This is a genomic window from uncultured Chitinophaga sp. (genome assembly GCF_937874145.1).
Lineage (GTDB): Bacteria > Bacteroidota > Bacteroidia > Chitinophagales > Chitinophagaceae > Chitinophaga.
In genome coordinates this window covers 18,063-34,072 of record NZ_CALNBI010000207.1, presented here as the reverse complement: position 1 = coordinate 34,072, position 16,010 = coordinate 18,063, and the positions used below count along the sequence as shown (strand labels likewise).

Here is a 16,010-nt window from a genome sequence, read left to right as displayed (position 1 = left end):
CGACGTGGACTTCCGCACGGCATGTATTGACCCGGATGAAATCGAAAAGAAGATCACACCGAAAACAAAGATCATCTGGCTGGAATCTCCCACCAATCCTACGTTGAAGATCTCTGATATCAAATCTATCAGCAAGATCGCCAAGCAGCATAACATCCTGCTGGTGGTGGACAATACCTTCAGCACCCCCCTGCTGCAGAAGCCCATTCCCCTCGGAGCCGATATCGTCATCCATTCCGCATCCAAATACCTGGCCGGGCATACCGACGTGATCGCTGGGCTCGTGGTCGTGAATAACAAAGCCCTGGCCGACCAGGTCAGGTTCAACCAGAACATTTCCGGCAGCATCCTCAGCCCCTTCGAAGCCTGGCTCACCATCCGCGGCATCGAAACGCTTCACCTGCGGCTGGAAAAACAGTGCGCCAACGCCATGGCGATCGCCAACTGGCTCACCACGCACCCGGCCGTGGATAAGGTTTTCTATCCCGGCCTGGCCACGCATAAAAACCATCATATCGCCCGGAAGCAGCAGAAAAGCTACGGCGGCATGATCAGTTTTTCGCTGAAAGACGACCTCATCAAAAACGCCATCCGCATCGTCAACGCCACTAAACTCTTCAAACTGGCCGAAAGCTTCGGCGGCGTGAAGAGCCTCCTGGCCCACCCCGTGACCATGACGCACCGCAATATCCCGGAAGAGTTCCGCCGCAAGGCAGGCCTCCAGGATTCCTGCATCCGCCTCTCGATCGGGATCGAAGACGCGGAGGACCTGATAAACGATCTCAAACAAGCTTTAGATAAACTTAACCAGCCTATCGGCAAACAAATTACCGTACTGCAATAAATATGGAACAGAAGACTATCAATCTCGGCATTTTCGGCTTCGGCTGCGTAGGCCAGGGCCTGTATGAAGTGCTGAACAGAACAAAAGGCATCAACGCCCGGATCAAGAAAATCTGCATCAAAGACCCGAACAAGCCGCGCCCGATCGACATGAGCTACTTCACGACGGACGCCAATGAGATACTCAACGATCCCACCATCGACGTGGTAGTGGAGCTGATCAACGAAACCGAAGCCGCCTTCGAGATCGTGAGCACCGCCCTCCGCAACGGCAAAGCCGTGGTGAGCGCCTCCAAGCGCATGATCGCCGAAAACCTCCCCACGCTCTACCAGCTGCAGGTCGAGAACAAAGTGCCCTTCCTCTACGAAGCTTCCAGCTGCGCCAGCATTCCCATCATCCGCAACCTGGAAGAGTACTACGACAACGACCTGCTCAACGCCGTGGAAGGCATCTGCAACGGTTCCACCAACTACATCCTCACCAAAATTTTCGAAGAACACCTGAGCTTCGAAACCGCGCTCCAGCAAGCGCAGGACCTGGGCTTCGCCGAAACCGATCCCACCCTGGACGTGGAAGGCTACGACCCGAAATTCAAAATCGTCATCCTCCTGCTGCATGCCTTCGGCACCTTCGTGAAACCGGAAGAAGTGTTCAACTTCGGCATCAACCACCTGAACGATTTCGATATCAACTTCGCCCGCCAGCGCAACTGCACCATCAAACTCATCGCCAATTGCCGCCGCCAGAACGGCAGCGTCAACGCATACGTGCTTCCCCACCTCATCCGCGAGCACAACCTGCTCTATGATGTGTACAACGAATACAACGGTGTATTGCTGGAATCGGCCTTCACCGACAAGCAGTTCTTCGTGGGCAAAGGCGCGGGCGGTACCGCCACCGGTTCGGCCGTATTGAGCGATATCTCCGCTTTACTGTACAATTACCGCTACGAATACAAGAAGATCAAGCAGCAGAACCAGCCCTCGTTCACCAACGACGTGCAGCTGAAAGTCTACCTCCGCTTCAAATCGCCCGACCAGGTTGACCTCGCTTCCTTCTACAACATCTCCGAGAAATACGAATCTCCGGAATGCCGTTACGTAGTAGGCACCATCAACCTGCAGAAACTCAAAGAAGCCAAATGGCTGAAGAATAAAGACGTGAATTTGCTGGTGTTGGAAAATTAATCTTTCTTTCACTGGATAAAAAAACGGTCCGCACACATGCGGACCGTTTTTTATTGCTATCAACTACCTACTGTTACGGATGTTTTTGCCGGTAAACATAATTTTTAGCGGAATTTTCGGTGGCGGGAAGGGAGAAGTCTTCGTGCAGCCTGGTCATTCTTTCCAGCCGTCCTTCGCGTTGATAGGAAGGGCCGTAGGTGTTTCTCCAGCGGAGGTTTCCCGTAGCCGAGAACCGTTCTTCCCGGATCAGTTCGTTGGCGCTGAGGACGGGGAACTGGTGTTTCGTGTAAATGAAATAAAACCAGGGCTGGAAGGCGTTGGCCAGTGCGGGCTCGCTGTTGTAGGCATAAGCGGTGGTTTCCGTCAGTATTTCGGTTTCGCCATGCAGGTCGTAGCTGTCGCAACGGGTGATGTTCCCGTTATCCCAATGCAGCCTGAACAATTGGTTGCGTGCGCCCGCGTTCACGACGTGCAGCTCGGCGAGGCGGTTGCCTTCGTAGACGAGGGAATCGTAATCGGTGACGGTCCACTGGCCGGCATGATCGAAATTGTGGTATTGAATGCGGGTGAGATGGTCACCGGAGAAGAGGTATGATTTGTCGATGCGTTGTTGCTGGTTGAAGAAGAGGTACGTGAACCGGGGCTTCCCGTTTACCCAGCTTACCGTGGTGGAGTCAGTTATTGCAGGAGCATGGGTGGCCCAGGCGGAGGGTTCTCCGGCGGGGTTGTAGTAAAAAACGGTGGTGAACCCTGACCCTGCGATTTCCGTCAGTTTCCAGACAGGGATTACGGGGCCGGGGGCAGTGTTTACATCCTTCTTGCTGCATGCCGCCAGCGCCACCAGGAGCGTTGCGGGTAGCATTATTTTCATAGGTGTTGGTTGAGGTAACGTGAAATTCTGGAATTAGGGATTCGGTCGATGGCGGTGCATTACGGCGGCTAAGAAATAGGACATTTCAAATATTTGACAACATCGGGCGCAGGCGTGACATTGTCAGCATATGTACGTATCCGGCCAGGCCGGATACGTACACGGTAATATTACCTTTACTGTTTTTTACTATATCTGAGGCCGTATAGATTCTCATATACGATCCTGTCTAATCCTCCGGAGCGTTCGATGTCAAGGATCCGAATAGAATCAAGTAGTTGTCTATCATTGTATTTAAAATAAAAATGCATGGTATCCAATATTCCGGGGGATCCTGCATGCTCCAAGGTTCTATATACCGGTTGATTCTTTGCTGAGTACTCCCATTGAAGATCAACGTAACTCTGAACGAGGAAGAAATAATCTGCTTTAAGGACAGATTTAAAAGGATTCATTTTAAGGAGGTCATACTTAAATCTGATAGTTGCTCGTAAAGTTTTACCACCTCCGTTCAAATCATATTTCTTCACTTCCATCACGTTTCCGTTTTCAGTGATGATTTCATCAAGCATCCGGCTGCCTCCGGCATGAACCCTCAAGTTGCTGGTTAGGTTCCCGCTCCCATTATAGTACAGCGAGTCTGTCATACTAAACTGTCCCTTGAGATGATCTATGCGAACCAGTTTACCGTCTTTGTAGTAAAACCTACGGTCATCTTCAAGTATCGTTCCCGGATCGCCGTACTTCAAAGCAGTTATCTGGCCGTTATCATAAGTCATGGCATGTTGATAATCCATTACCGAAGATTCCAAAGGACCATCAAACTCATCTACCTGTTTTACGGTGGAATCTGGATTGTAATGAACCTGATAGCGATAGTGGGTGGAACCACCGTATGTTCCATTATAAGTCCAACCATTGAGATACCAGGTTTCCTTTGGTTGTTCCGGGTTTTCGGGTACTTCATTCTTTGTGGAGCAGGACGCAGCCAATAATACCACAGCTGCCGCAGGCACGACGAGTTTTTTCATAGATTATCTTATATTTAGTTTTTAGGCAAACACACCTGTAATTCCCTGCCTATTAGCTATGTTTTGCGGAAAACATAACGCCTGTCGATACGAACAACTTGATATCAGGAACAATTCTATTCAGGGCGATTTACGTTTTCATACACGAAGTACCGCTTACGCTGTATCGTAGTGAGCACCCGGCCATTGGCGCCATATTCCTTCACCGTATAGAGCGCCGAATCCAGAACCTGTTTGTCACTAACAAAATATTGCACGTCGGTCAGATATGCCAGACTCCCTTTGCCTGAAAAATGCTCCAGGCGGGTATAAAGGTTTTGGTTCAGGGAGGCATATCCGTCGAACTCTGTACGCTGTGTGAAATAGGCCAGGTGCCAGAGGAAAGCATCCCGGACCATGGATTTCAAGCTATTCACCTGAGTACCGTAAGTAAAAACAAGCCTGGCACTTAATGTTGACACGCCACCCTGCACCCTGAACTGCTTCAGCTCACTGATGTTATTATTCGTCCAGGTAAGTTCGTTACGGTAACCATATTCCAGCACGAACTTGTCTTCCCAGTAAAGTGATAACTGACCACCCGGCGCATTAAATTCAAAAGATCCCCAAACACCTTCCAGCGTTTCGGCATATTCCGTGCTGGTGAGGAGAAATTCGCGGTAATATCTGGGTTTCCCATTTTCGTATTCAAAGTTGAACATCGGTACTTTTTTGGGCTGACCGTTCCCCAGCTGTTCAATTCCAATAAGTTTACCCATTTCATATGTCGGGTAAAAATTATTGAAAAAAGTATCCGTGTAGCGCGAAGAGGTTCTAAGGTGCCTGTAAAATGCAATGGTCGAATCCTTGTTGTATGTGATAATCTGCCAGGTAGTGTCTGTAGGACTCCCTACTATTACATCCTTAATTTTTGTCAAAAGTACCCTTTCCGGCAGGGGAACGGGCACTTCCGGTTCCGGCTCGGTAGGAGGCGGTGGTGGTGGCGTTTCTTCCTTGGCGCAGGCCAGGCATCCGGCCATAAGCAGAACCGCCCAGTAATACTTAATCATACTTTAATGAAACTTGTTTTTGGGAGTTCAGGACAGGTTATTTTTCTATTTTACGGACGTCATATGTAGTGAGGAAAGTCATTACTTCCCTTCCAAATTGCCCTCCTTCGGATACACTCGTGAGCTGCATGGTCTTAAGCAAGCCGTTTTCAGTAAAGGTGTATTGCCTGTGTGTGGTATCCCTGGTCCATTGCGACAAGTTTGAATATTCTTTTTTGCAAAGTTGGCGGCTTAAATATGTAATATCTCCATTTGATATGGCGTTAAAATGCCGCTCGTAATCATAAACTGCCATTGTTTTCAGGAAATTCGGCTGATCCAAATATTCGTATGTGTAGTGCCTTAGCAGCGCGCGGTCGCTCACCTCCTTCCGATATGTCTTAAGATCCACTACGTTCTCATTCTCCCAGGTTATCTCAGTGATATCGCGTATCCTGGTGCTGGGTTGGTTAAAAATGCAGATCGACAGGCGGCCGTTACCATCATAGAATAGCGAATCTATATGATGAAGGGTAGGAACGTCAGCAATATTATAATGAACGGCGCGAATCAACTTGCCGTTCTGATATTCAAATTCCGTCTTGAATTCCACGCCTTCTCCTGGTGATGATATTTCCATCTTAACCATCTGTCGATTCAAATACTCGGGCAGTTCAAAGTAAACCACTCCCGTTTCTGCTGATTTACCACTATAGGCGATAATCTTCCGGACAGTTGAATCGGCGTTGTATTCGATTTTAAAATAGGAGCCTTCATCGAAAGCTGTATTGTTGTACCGGTACTGTTTCAAATAACCATGCAGATAATAATTATCCTTCGCAACGTCAGGCGTAGGCTCCAATTCGGGATCGTTCTTAGGGGTACAGGAGGCTGCAAAGATCAATGTCGCAAATGCGACAGCAAAGTAGAATTTATTCATAGGGATAAATGGTTTTCAAACATGGGTCAATCATTCCGCCGTTAGCGTTTCGACCTAAAACGGTGAATAAAAATGCCAGGTCAGATATTGATTGCCGGAAAAAGCCGGAATGCTCTTATTCATAGGTTCAGGTTAATATTTAGCGCATTCACATTCACAGCATGGTTCGGACAACAAAATGCATTACCCCGCAAATATAGCAATAAATAAAATATAAATTACTCTTGATTTCCAGTTTAAATAAAAACCTGAACTTTATTTTTGGGAACAGGCCGTCAACAAAATAATACAGGCAATCACATCTTCGCCAGCCTTTCCGCCACCTGGCTGACGGGGAGCCCCATCACATTATAAAAATCGCCATTGATCCCGGCGATCCCCACCGCACCGATCCATTCCTGGATGGCATACGCGCCTGCTTTATCGTAAGGTTTGTAGTTATCAACGTAGTAGGCGATCTGCTCCTCTGTCAGGGGCTTGAAATGCACTTCGGTGGTTTGTGAAAACGCCTGCTCCTCCCCGTTCCTGACGATTACCACGCCCGTGATCACCGTATGCACCCGGCCGCTGAGGCGCCCGAGAATACGCAGGGCATCGTCGCGGTCGGCAGGTTTGCCGATCACATCGCCATCCAGCACCACGATGGTATCCGCGGCGATGATGATCGCTTCGGCGCCGTAAAACGCCTGTACGGCTTTCGCTTTCTGCCGGGCGATGTGCTCCGGCACTTCAGGCACCGGCATTCCCTCGGGCCACGATTCGTCGGCTTCGCTCACTTTCACTTCGAAGGGGATGCCGGCCTGCTCCAGGAGCTGCGCGCGGCGGGGGCTTTGGCTTGCCAATATAACGGGCTTGCGGGAATACATGGTTACATGATTTTAAAGAACACCATCGACAAAATACCTGTCAGCATCACGATCTTGATCCAGGTGGAAATGGAATGGTAATGCTCCGGCTGGTAAGCCTTCGCCAGCGGGCGCTGGATGAACCAGGCCAGCGGGAACACAACGAACAGCCCCACATACGCCACGGCCGCATACCACTCACGGGCATACGTTACGCCCATCAGCACCAGCAGCAGCACTTCCAGCGTGAGAATGAGCACCATGGTGAAGTTTTTGGTCTTCTTTACGCCCCATACGATCGGCAGCGTCCGGCAGCCGTCTTTGCTGTCGCCGATCATATCTTCCATGTCCTTCACGATTTCACGGATCATCGACAGCAAGAACGCGAACAGCGCGTAAATCCCGATGATCTGGATGAGCTTGCGCCCCGCGGGCGAAAGGATGGCCTCGAAGCTCTCGTAGATCTGTTTCTCATAAAAACCCACCACCACCACGCTCAACGCCGTCAGCAGCGAGATCACCACGTTGCCGATAATGACCTGGCGCTTGAAGGACGTGGAGTAGAACCACAGCAGCATGGTACAGATCACCTGGATGAAGCCCAGGTAAAACTGCCCGATCTTGAAAGCCACCAAAAAGCCCAGCGATACGCCGGCCATGTTGAGCATGGTATGCCAGGCCATGGCCCAGCGCCGGTTGATGATCTTTTCCACCACCATCTTTTCCGGCTTGTTGACCAGGTCGATATTGATGTCGAAATAATCGTTGATGATATATCCGCCTGCCGCCACCATGAGGGTGGAAAGGCACAGCAATGCGAAATGCGCCCACGAAAGGGAAGGCTCCAGCCCGCTCTTCTGCAGCACGGGCGCCACCACGCAAAACTGCAACAGCAATTGCGTGAGGGCAATGTAGATCAGGTTAGGGTACCGGATCATCCTGAAAAAAGCGGCGATGAGGGTCATAAGTCGTTTTATATATGGAGAATCCGGTTTGCTATTTGGCGCGGATGCCTTCGTCGAGCTGCCAGTCGCCGTTGAGCTTCAGCACTTTCTCGATCACGTCGCGGGCGCAGCCGGCTCCGCCGTTAAGCGGCGAAATATACCGGCTGATGGATTTGATCTCCGGTGCGGCATCTGCCGGGCAGGCGGCCAGGCCTACCAGCTGCATGGCGCGGTAGTCGGGGATATCGTCGCCCATGAACAGGATCTGGTCCCATTGCAGGTCGTGCTCCAGGGCGTAGGCCTCCAAACGGTTTACCTTGTCGGCCACGCCCGTGTATACGTCGGTGATACCCAATCCGTTGAGCCTCGTCACCACGCTTTCCGACCTGCCGCCGGAAATGATCGCGAGGCGATAGCCTTTTTTCACCGCCAGCTGCAGGGCGTACCCGTCGCGGATGCTCATCTTCCGGCTCAGCTCGCCGCCGGGCAGGAGCTGTACGGTGCCGTCGGTCAGCACGCCATCTACGTCGAATACGAAAGTGCGGATGCGGGAAAAATGTTCCAATACGTTCATAACTGTCTGTTCTGCGTTGGCCGGCCGGGGGCCGGTGCGCAAAAATATCTGTTAATCGGGAGACCGCCAATCATTTATGGAACTGCCGGATGCTTTCCGACAGGAGCGGGTAAATCTGCGCCATAGACGGGTAACTGGCCAGGAGGGACTCATGCAGGGCCATGGTCCGCTCGTCGTTCCGGATCGCCGGGCCGGTTTGCACGCTTTCAGGCGGGAACTTATCGAGCCGCTGGAAGGTTTCCCGGATGATGGGGGCCAGCAGGCTGAAGTCGCGCCCTTCCTGCTCGCAGTAGAATTTGGCCAGGGCGATGAGGTGATTGGTGAAATTGTTGCAGAAAACGGCGGCCAGGTGCATTTGCAGCCGCTGTTCCGAGCTCATGATGGAAATGCTGCCGCTGATGCTTTGGGCCAGGGCCTGGAGGCGCTTTTGCACCTCGTCGGAAGAGGCTTCCAGGAGCAGGGGGATTTCGGGGTAGGATTTATTCTCTTTCCGGATGCTTTGGAGGGGGTACAGCACGCCGGTGTTGGCCGAAATGTTCGAAATGGCCGATAAAGGCACGGCGCCGGCGGTATGCACCACGATGCGGCGGCCCAGGCGGAGATCATTGTTCAGCTGAACGAGGGCATCGTCTCCCACTGCCAGGAGGTAAATATCCGCTTCCATGTGGATGTCGAACAGGTCGGCGGAGTGCTCGGCGCCGAGGGTTTCCGCCAGCAGGCGGGCGTTTTCCCTGTTACGGCTGATGACTTGTTTGACGGGGTGGCCATGCAGCTTCATGAAGTGGCCAAAACAATGCGCTACGTTTCCGGATCCTATAATGACGATGTCCATGGCGTTCGATGTAATTAAAAATTGAATATGTAATATAAGCGTCTTTCGGCGAAAAGGAGATAATATAATAATATCGTGACTGTTGATTGCTATAAATCAAGTATTTAACCTTTGCTATTTTTTATATCAACCTACTTTTATATAATTGCACCAATCGGATTTGTAATATTTGTACAAATTTTAGCGTAATTACAGACATAAAAAGGCGTTCATGGCTAAAAATCTCGTGATTGTAGAATCCCCGGCAAAGGCGAAGACTATCGAAAAAATATTAGGAAAAGATTTTGAAGTGAAATCTTCTTTCGGTCACATCCGTGACCTGGAGAAAGATGACATGGGAATCGACATTCAGAATAATTTCAAGCCGAAATATATAATACCGGATGACAAGGAAAAGGTTGTCAAGGAATTGAAAAAACTGGTGAAGGACTCCGAGGAGGTTTGGCTGGCAACGGATGAGGACCGCGAAGGGGAAGCCATATCCTGGCACCTTTGCGAAGTACTCGGCCTCGACCCTTCTTCTACCAAACGCATTGTTTTTCACGAGATTACGAAACCCGCCATCGAAAAAGCCGTTCGTACGCCCCGCCTGCTCGACATGAACCTGGTGAACGCCCAGCAAGCCCGCCGCATCCTCGACCGCATCGTGGGATTCGAGCTGTCGCCCGTGCTCTGGCGCAAAATGAGCATGCGCAACTCGCTGTCTGCCGGGCGCGTGCAATCCGTAGCCGTAAGGCTGATCGTGGAGCGCGAGCGCGAGATCAACCAGTTCGAGACGGTGAGCAGCTTTAAAGTGGAAGCCTGGTTCCTGGCCAAAGATATCCAGGGCCGGACCATCACCTTCAAAGCCGACGGCCCCTCCCGCTTCAAAACCGCCGAAGACGCCGAGAAGTTCCTCACCCAGTGCGTTGGTGCCGCCTATACGGTGAAAGACGTGACCGTGAAGCCCGGGAAGAAATCCCCCGCCGCACCGTTCACTACCTCCACCCTCCAGCAGGAAGCCTCCCGCAAACTGGGCTACAGCGTGTCCAAAACCATGCTCCTGGCTCAGAAACTCTACGAATCCGGGCAGATCACCTACATGAGAACGGACTCCGTGAACCTCTCCGATACAGCCATGGAAGATATCAGCAAAGCCATCCATAAAAACTGGGGCGACCGCTACTATCAATCCCGCAAATACAAAAACAAAAACGAAAATGCACAGGAAGCGCACGAAGCCATCCGCCCGACTTACATGGAAAACGCTTCGGTCGACGATTCCGACCTCAAGCGCCTCTATGAACTGATCTGGAAACGGACCATCGCCAGCCAGATGTCGGACGCGGAGCTGGAAAAAACCATCGCCAAAATCGATATTTCCACCAACCACGAAGAGCTGACCGCCAGCGGCGAAGTGCTCAAATTCGACGGCTTCCTGAAAGTATATATGGAGGGCCGCGACGATGAGGATGGCGACGAAGACGACCAGGAAGGCGTACTACCCCCCCTGGCCGTTAAACAGGCGCTGGAAATGAAGGAAATGAAAGCCACCGAGCGCTTCACCCGCCCCGCACCCCGCTACACGGAGGCCTCGCTGGTGAAGAAACTCGAAGAGCTCGGCATCGGCCGCCCTTCCACCTACGCCCCCACCATCACCACCATCCAAAAACGCGGTTACGTAGAGAAGCGCGACAAAGAAGGCGTGAAAAGGGATTTCCGCATCCTGTGGCTCAAAAACGACCAGATCAGCAAAGTCACCGACCAGGAAAATACCGGCGCGGAGAAGTCCAAACTCTTCCCGACCGACCTGGGCATGCTGGTGACCGACTTCCTGAAACAATATTTCGACCGGGTGATGGACTATGGCTTCACCGCCCGCATCGAAGAAGAATTTGACGAAATCGCCGGCGGCAAGAAGAAATGGAACAAGATGCTCCAGGACTTCTACGCTCCTTTCCATAATAATGTAGAGGAAACGCTGGAAAAAGCCGAAAGGGTGAAGGGAGAACGCCTCCTGGGCGAAGATCCCGCGTCCGGCAAGCCAGTTACCGCCCGCATGGGCCGCTTCGGCCCCATGGTGCAGATCGGTAAGGTGGAAGACGAGGAGAAGCCCCGTTTCGCCAAACTGAAGCAGACCCAGAGCATCGAAACGATCACTTTCGACGAAGAGATGGACCTGTTCCGCCTGCCCCGTACCCTCGGACTGTTCGAAGGCACCGAGGTAGCCGTGAACATCGGCCGGTTCGGGCCTTACGCACAACACGACAAGAAATTCTATTCCCTCAAAAAGGAAATGGACCCTTACACCGTGGAGCTCGAGGAAGTGGCGCCGCTCATCGTGGAGAAACGCCAGGCCAAAGACGAGCGCACCATCAAAGTGTTCGAGAAGGAGAAGATCCAGGTGCTGAGAGGGCCGTACGGCCCCTACCTGAAGGTGGGCCTGCGCAATTACAAGCTGCCGAAAGAAAAACATGAGACCGCCGCCGATATCACCGTGGAAGAAGCCAAAGCCATCATCGAAGAGCTGAAAGCCAATCCCCCGAAGAAAAAGGCGCCGCCCCGCAAAAAGAAAGCGGACTAGCCAAAAAATCGTAACTTAAAGACAAGAATCCATAACTCATTCCATTGCACGAAACAAGGGAAATAAACGCGTTATTCCATCTGCTGGACGATCCTGACCAGGAAGTGTTTGACACCGTGGCCAACAAGATCCTCATGTTCGGGAAAGAGATCATTCCAAACCTCGAGCATCTGTGGGAAACCACGATCGACGAGCATATCCAGGAAAGGATTGAAATGCTGATCCACCGCGTCCATTACCAGGACCTGCAGGAGGCATTCAGGCTATGGCATGCGGCGGGGTCGCAGGAGCTGATCAAAGGCGCGTTGCTGACCGCCAAATACCAGTACCCCGACCTCACGGAGCAGACGGTTCATACGGAGATAGACCGCATCAAACGTAATATCTGGCTCGAACTGAATAATTACCTCACCCCGCTGGAACAGATAAACGTGCTGAACAGCATGATTTATAACTATTTCGGGTTGAAGGGGGAAGAAGTGAGCTATCAGCGCAAGAACCAGTTTTTCATCAACCAGGTGATTGAAGGACGGAAAGGCAACCCGCTCACCAACGGGATCGTGTACCAGGCGCTTTGCGCGATGCTCGACCTGCCGGTATACGCCGTCAACATCCCGCGGCAGTTTATCCTCGGGTATTTCGACACGTTCTATGATTTCACGGAGCCGGCCGACCCGGGGGACTACCGCATCCTCTTCTTCATCGACCCCATCCAGGGCCAGATCTACACCCAACAGGATGTGGATACCTACCTGAAACGGGTAAACGTGCCCGTCAACCCGGACTTCTACAAACCGCAGAGCAACGCCCGGATCGTCCAGTTCCTGCTGGAGGAAACCGCTAAATGCTTCCGCAACGACAAGGAACAGTATAAACACGACGAACTGCTGAACCTTGCCCGCATACTCGATTGATACTAAAGCTTATCATAAGTAAAAGCCCGCAGTTACCTGCGGGCTTTTTTTGTGGTCACGATTGCCTTGCGATGCTACGAGTAGAATTATAAGGCGCCGATGTAGGTTGCGGTGGTACCGTCGAGGTAGAAAATGTGCTTGTTGTCCAGGTCGGCGAAATCGCCCTGGTTGACGATGAACTCCACGTTGCCTGAGGTCCATGACTTCACGGGTTGCACCACGGATTTGGTTTTCAAAGCCCAGTTCGAATTGTCTGCCAGCTCGATGCGCTTGGAGCTGTAATCGGCGTAAGGGAGCGCCCAGCCAACGTGGTGACCGTCTTCCGCCATGGGCTCCAGGGTATTGCCGAGCAGGGCGTAAGTGATCTGGCTGTTCAGGCCCAGCTGGCCGGAAACGGTGCCGAAGTAGTTCCGGGAAGAATCGGTGATCGGTTTGCCGTTGATGTGGACCTGATACGAATCGTTCGCAAAATCGAAGAACAGTTCTATACGATTCCAAACGCCGGTGGTGGGATGCGACTGGTCGGCATATCCGCCCAGTTCGCCATTGCCGGACCACTCCACACGCCAGGTAAACTGGCCGCCACCGGCCATTTTGCCTGTCCAGAAGCTGGAGCTGTATTTGGGATCGCTGCTGGGAAGGTCTCTTCTCCAGTACATGCGGTACCATTTGCCGGTATCGTCGTCGTCAAACGTTTGCAGGTAGAATGAAACGTAGAGATACGACTTGTACCCCGAGTTGTCCAGCAGGTTCCAGTTGCGCAGGCGCCAGTTGGAAGGGTACAGCGTACGGATCGCCTGGCTGGCCTGGCGTTTGAGCCATTTGCCGGAATGGGTGGGGCCGCCGGTCAGCTCCAGGGTGGCGCCGGAAGCGGTAGCCTGGTCGTTGAAGTCGTTGGAGGTTTTGATCGGGTAAATACCCTGCAGGAGGGCCTGCCAGCCTGCCTTTGTGTTGGAAGACGGCGTGGCGGCGGTGGCGGAATCGAAGTCCGTGGAACGGAGCGCCATGTGGCGGTGGCCGGCGAAGGTGTAGTTACCGGCGTTGAAATCCGTTTTGCTGCCGGAGCCAGTCACCGTGATCGTTTTGAGGTCGCCGTGCACCGGTGTGGTGGTTGTGGTGGCAGGTGGTTTCGGGTCTTTTCCGGGAGGATTGAAAATGTCTGCCTTGTCGCAGCTGCCGAGGGTACCAACGGCGGCGCACAAAAACAGGAGTTTCACACAGTTGTTCATAATGCTTGGATTTACTTGGTTATAAAGTGATTTAAAATCCTGCAGGGTACGGACGTGGCTCACCCTTTCCGAAACAGCCATGCGGCTGTACGGTGAGATGGGGATGCGGATGTCCGGGCCGGTTTTGCTCCGGCGCTTCCGGCGATGTGCCGGCGGTTTATGATGTAACTGGATGGTCCTCCCGTGTCTGCTCGATTTGCAACTGCGTTTTACCTGGTGGCGGTTGGACCGGTGGAATGAGTGGCCTGGGGCCGTTTTTCATCGATATGTGATCAGGAACACGGGGCGGAAGTGTGCAACAATGCCAATTCAATCGATTTCATAAATACTGACTCCCTGTCAACAACAATCAATTAACAAGGTTATAAAACTATATAAAAAGATATTACAAACAAAATAATTTCCTACACATTATTTTTTGTCAAAACAGTGGGCATAAATCTTTCTTTTTATTATAAATATTCTAACAGTTTGGGCATTTTTCTGAATAAAAGGATTAGAAAGATATATTTATAAGGTTTTGAAATATCCATCGTATAAATAGGCGCATAAAAAAACCGGGCAGCAGCGATTGCGCTGTTGCCCGGTTCAGGAATATGATGTGTATTACTTCGCAGGTGTGTAGTACTTCATGGCTTCGGGCATGAGGTTTTGCAGCTGCGCGATACGGCGGTCGTCGCTCGGGTGGGTGCTGAGCAGCTCAGGCGGCTTCTGTCCACCGCCGGCTTTTGCCATCCGGCCCCAGAACGCAATGGACTCCTGCGGGTTATAACCAGCCATGGCCATAAAGATCACACCGAGGTGGTCGGCCTCCAGCTCATTCTGGCGGCCGTAGGCCATGAGCCCCAGCGGACCGCCGACACCTACTGCCTGCATGAAGATATTTTGTGCCTGGGGGTTCTTATTGAGCGCAACGGCGCCTGCAATCTGGATCCCCTGGGCAACGAGGCCCTGGCTCATCCTTTCGTTACCATGGCGCGCGATAGCGTGTGCTATCTCGTGGCCCATAACGCAGGCGAGCGCTGTCTCATTCTGGGTCACCGGCAGGAGGCCGGTATACACCACTACCTTACCGCCGGGCATACACCAGGCATTCACCTGGTTATCGTTTACGAGATTAAACTCCCATTTGTAGCTGGCCACTTCGCTCCCCATGCCTTTTTGCGTCATGTAGGTGGTAACGGCCCTGGCGATACGGCCACCCACGCGCTGCACCATTTCAGCATCTTTGCTGGCGGCGGGCGAAACAGCTTTGTTCTGGGAAAGGAAGGTCTGGTACTCCTGTAAAGCCATGGATTGCATGGTGGCTTCAGGAATGAGGTTCAACTGGCTACGGCCGGTGATAGGCACTCTCGAACAGGCATATATCAGCCCGGTTCCGGCAACCAATAACAACGCAATTTTTTTCATCGGGACATTAATTTAGTAGAAAGGATAATATCGCAGCGATATTAACAAACGCAGCATGGCGGTTGTTGCGGCGAAAATACCACTTTACATAACAGCTTGCAATCGTTGTGCCGGATTTACTGTATCGGGGAGATCAGATATCGTTTCCGTGCTTGTTTTTCCTGTTTTTGAAGAGGGGAACTTTGGATTCGCTGCCGCTGATGAGGCGCATAATGTTCTTCTGGTGCGTCAGCACCACCATAACCGCAACTGCGATGGCGAAAATCCGATAGTACACTTCTTCTTCACGGAACACGAAAAGAATGAGTACCGGGAACGCGATGCTGGCAAGGATGGAGCTCAGCGATACGTACCGGGTAAGAAAGAGAATCATGAGGAAAACACCCACACAATACAAGGCTACCAGCGGCTGGATGGCGAGCACCATCCCGAAGAGGGTGGCGATGCCCTTGCCCCCGCGGAAACCCGCCCATATGGGGAAAATGTGACCCACTACAGCAGCCAGGCCGAGGCCCACCTGCAGGTTTACCAATTGTTCGGTGGAATCATGAGGGATAAGGTAGGATAGTCTGACAGCCAGCACGCCTTTCAGCATGTCCACCAACATCACGAACGTACCGGCCTTGGGGCCCAGCACGCGGAACGTGTTGGTGGCGCCGGCATTACCGGAACCATGCTCGCGGATATCGATACCGAAAACTCCCTTGCTCACCCACACAGCGGTAGCAAAAGAGCCAATCAGATAGGCGCAGATAATTAGCAATAATTCTGTCATCACAATAAGTTAGAACTGCTAAG

The 16,010-nt window shown here is 52.0% G+C and carries 15 protein-coding genes; 4 read left to right on the top strand and 11 right to left on the bottom strand.

Features of this window, described 5'->3' with window-relative positions; genetic code table 11:
* On the top strand, positions 1-844 hold an 844-nt coding region (locus Q0510_RS09880; protein WP_298710555.1), incomplete at its 5' end, for a PLP-dependent aspartate aminotransferase family protein.
* 2 nt (positions 845-846) lie between these two features.
* The gene (locus tag Q0510_RS09875; RefSeq protein WP_298710553.1) at positions 847-2,031 is read left to right on the top strand and encodes a homoserine dehydrogenase; all 1,185 of its coding nucleotides are present in this window, start codon (positions 847-849) and stop codon (positions 2,029-2,031) included.
* Positions 2,032-2,104: 73 nt separating this feature from the next.
* Here the strand turns inward: Q0510_RS09875 and Q0510_RS09870 are convergent, their stop codons facing one another.
* The 8 genes from Q0510_RS09870 to Q0510_RS09835 all read right to left on the bottom strand — a co-directional run bounded on the left by Q0510_RS09870 (position 2,105) and on the right by Q0510_RS09835 (position 9,096).
* On the bottom strand, positions 2,105-2,902 hold the full coding sequence (locus Q0510_RS09870; protein ID WP_298710552.1) for a hypothetical protein: 798 nt from the start codon (positions 2,900-2,902) through the stop codon (positions 2,105-2,107).
* A 176-nt stretch (positions 2,903-3,078) separates the two neighbouring features.
* Positions 3,079-3,933 carry a hypothetical protein gene (locus tag Q0510_RS09865; protein WP_298710551.1) on the bottom strand — a complete coding sequence of 285 codons (855 nt, stop codon included), beginning with the start codon at positions 3,931-3,933 and terminating at the stop codon, positions 3,079-3,081.
* A 116-nt stretch (positions 3,934-4,049) separates the two neighbouring features.
* Complete coding sequence (locus Q0510_RS09860) at positions 4,050-4,982, bottom strand: hypothetical protein (RefSeq protein ID WP_298710549.1); 933 nt, start codon at positions 4,980-4,982, stop codon at positions 4,050-4,052.
* A gap of 37 nt (positions 4,983-5,019) precedes the next feature.
* Entirely contained in the window at positions 5,020-5,901 is an 882-nt protein-coding gene (locus Q0510_RS09855; RefSeq protein WP_298710547.1) for a hypothetical protein, read from the bottom strand.
* Between the two features lie 296 nt (positions 5,902-6,197).
* Positions 6,198-6,767, bottom strand: coding sequence for a nucleoside triphosphate pyrophosphatase (locus Q0510_RS09850; RefSeq protein WP_298710545.1), 570 nt, complete (start codon positions 6,765-6,767; stop codon positions 6,198-6,200).
* 2 nt (positions 6,768-6,769) lie between these two features.
* Positions 6,770-7,711, bottom strand: coding sequence for a geranylgeranylglycerol-phosphate geranylgeranyltransferase (locus Q0510_RS09845; protein WP_298710544.1), 942 nt, complete (start codon positions 7,709-7,711; stop codon positions 6,770-6,772).
* A gap of 31 nt (positions 7,712-7,742) precedes the next feature.
* Positions 7,743-8,264: an HAD hydrolase family protein gene (locus Q0510_RS09840; protein WP_298710542.1), complete on the bottom strand. Its 522-nt coding sequence runs from the start codon at positions 8,262-8,264 to the stop codon at positions 7,743-7,745.
* A gap of 70 nt (positions 8,265-8,334) precedes the next feature.
* Entirely contained in the window at positions 8,335-9,096 is a 762-nt protein-coding gene (locus Q0510_RS09835) for a DUF2520 domain-containing protein (RefSeq protein ID WP_298710540.1), read from the bottom strand.
* Between the two features lie 211 nt (positions 9,097-9,307).
* Between Q0510_RS09835 and topA the strand changes: the two genes are divergently transcribed.
* Both topA and Q0510_RS09825 read left to right on the top strand, forming a co-directional pair.
* Positions 9,308-11,659, top strand: coding sequence for a type I DNA topoisomerase (topA, locus tag Q0510_RS09830; protein ID WP_298710538.1), 2,352 nt, complete (start codon positions 9,308-9,310; stop codon positions 11,657-11,659).
* Between the two features lie 44 nt (positions 11,660-11,703).
* Positions 11,704-12,573, top strand: a complete 870-nt coding sequence (locus tag Q0510_RS09825; RefSeq protein ID WP_298710536.1) for a transglutaminase-like domain-containing protein — start codon at positions 11,704-11,706, stop codon at positions 12,571-12,573.
* Between the two features lie 86 nt (positions 12,574-12,659).
* On the opposite strand, the gene Q0510_RS09820 is transcribed toward Q0510_RS09825, so the two are convergent.
* The 3 genes from Q0510_RS09820 to plsY form a co-directional block, all read right to left on the bottom strand.
* Positions 12,660-13,802, bottom strand: coding sequence for a hypothetical protein (locus Q0510_RS09820; protein WP_298710534.1), 1,143 nt, complete (start codon positions 13,800-13,802; stop codon positions 12,660-12,662).
* Positions 13,803-14,408: 606 nt separating this feature from the next.
* The gene (locus Q0510_RS09815; RefSeq protein ID WP_298710526.1) at positions 14,409-15,212 is read right to left on the bottom strand and encodes a M48 family metallopeptidase; all 804 of its coding nucleotides are present in this window, start codon (positions 15,210-15,212) and stop codon (positions 14,409-14,411) included.
* Between the two features lie 133 nt (positions 15,213-15,345).
* Positions 15,346-15,987, bottom strand: coding sequence for a glycerol-3-phosphate 1-O-acyltransferase PlsY (gene plsY, locus Q0510_RS09810; protein WP_298710522.1), 642 nt, complete (start codon positions 15,985-15,987; stop codon positions 15,346-15,348).
* Positions 15,988-16,010: the final 23 nt, after the last annotated feature.

Coding starts and splice junctions, on each gene's coding strand:
- Q0510_RS09875 (WP_298710553.1), top strand. CDS start 847: ATGGAACAGAAGACTATCAATCTCGGCATTTTCGGCTTCGGCTGCGTA.
- Q0510_RS09870 (WP_298710552.1), bottom strand. CDS start 2,902: ATGAAAATAATGCTACCCGCAACGCTCCTGGTGGCGCTGGCGGCATGC.
- Q0510_RS09865 (WP_298710551.1), bottom strand. CDS start 3,933: ATGAAAAAACTCGTCGTGCCTGCGGCAGCTGTGGTATTATTGGCTGCG.
- Q0510_RS09860 (WP_298710549.1), bottom strand. CDS start 4,982: ATGATTAAGTATTACTGGGCGGTTCTGCTTATGGCCGGATGCCTGGCC.
- Q0510_RS09855 (WP_298710547.1), bottom strand. CDS start 5,901: ATGAATAAATTCTACTTTGCTGTCGCATTTGCGACATTGATCTTTGCA.
- Q0510_RS09850 (WP_298710545.1), bottom strand. CDS start 6,767: ATGTATTCCCGCAAGCCCGTTATATTGGCAAGCCAAAGCCCCCGCCGC.
- Q0510_RS09845 (WP_298710544.1), bottom strand. CDS start 7,711: ATGACCCTCATCGCCGCTTTTTTCAGGATGATCCGGTACCCTAACCTG.
- Q0510_RS09840 (WP_298710542.1), bottom strand. CDS start 8,264: ATGAACGTATTGGAACATTTTTCCCGCATCCGCACTTTCGTATTCGAC.
- Q0510_RS09835 (WP_298710540.1), bottom strand. CDS start 9,096: ATGGACATCGTCATTATAGGATCCGGAAACGTAGCGCATTGTTTTGGC.
- topA (WP_298710538.1), top strand. CDS start 9,308: ATGGCTAAAAATCTCGTGATTGTAGAATCCCCGGCAAAGGCGAAGACT.
- Q0510_RS09820 (WP_298710534.1), bottom strand. CDS start 13,802: ATGAACAACTGTGTGAAACTCCTGTTTTTGTGCGCCGCCGTTGGTACC.
- Q0510_RS09815 (WP_298710526.1), bottom strand. CDS start 15,212: ATGAAAAAAATTGCGTTGTTATTGGTTGCCGGAACCGGGCTGATATAT.
- plsY (WP_298710522.1), bottom strand. CDS start 15,987: ATGACAGAATTATTGCTAATTATCTGCGCCTATCTGATTGGCTCTTTT.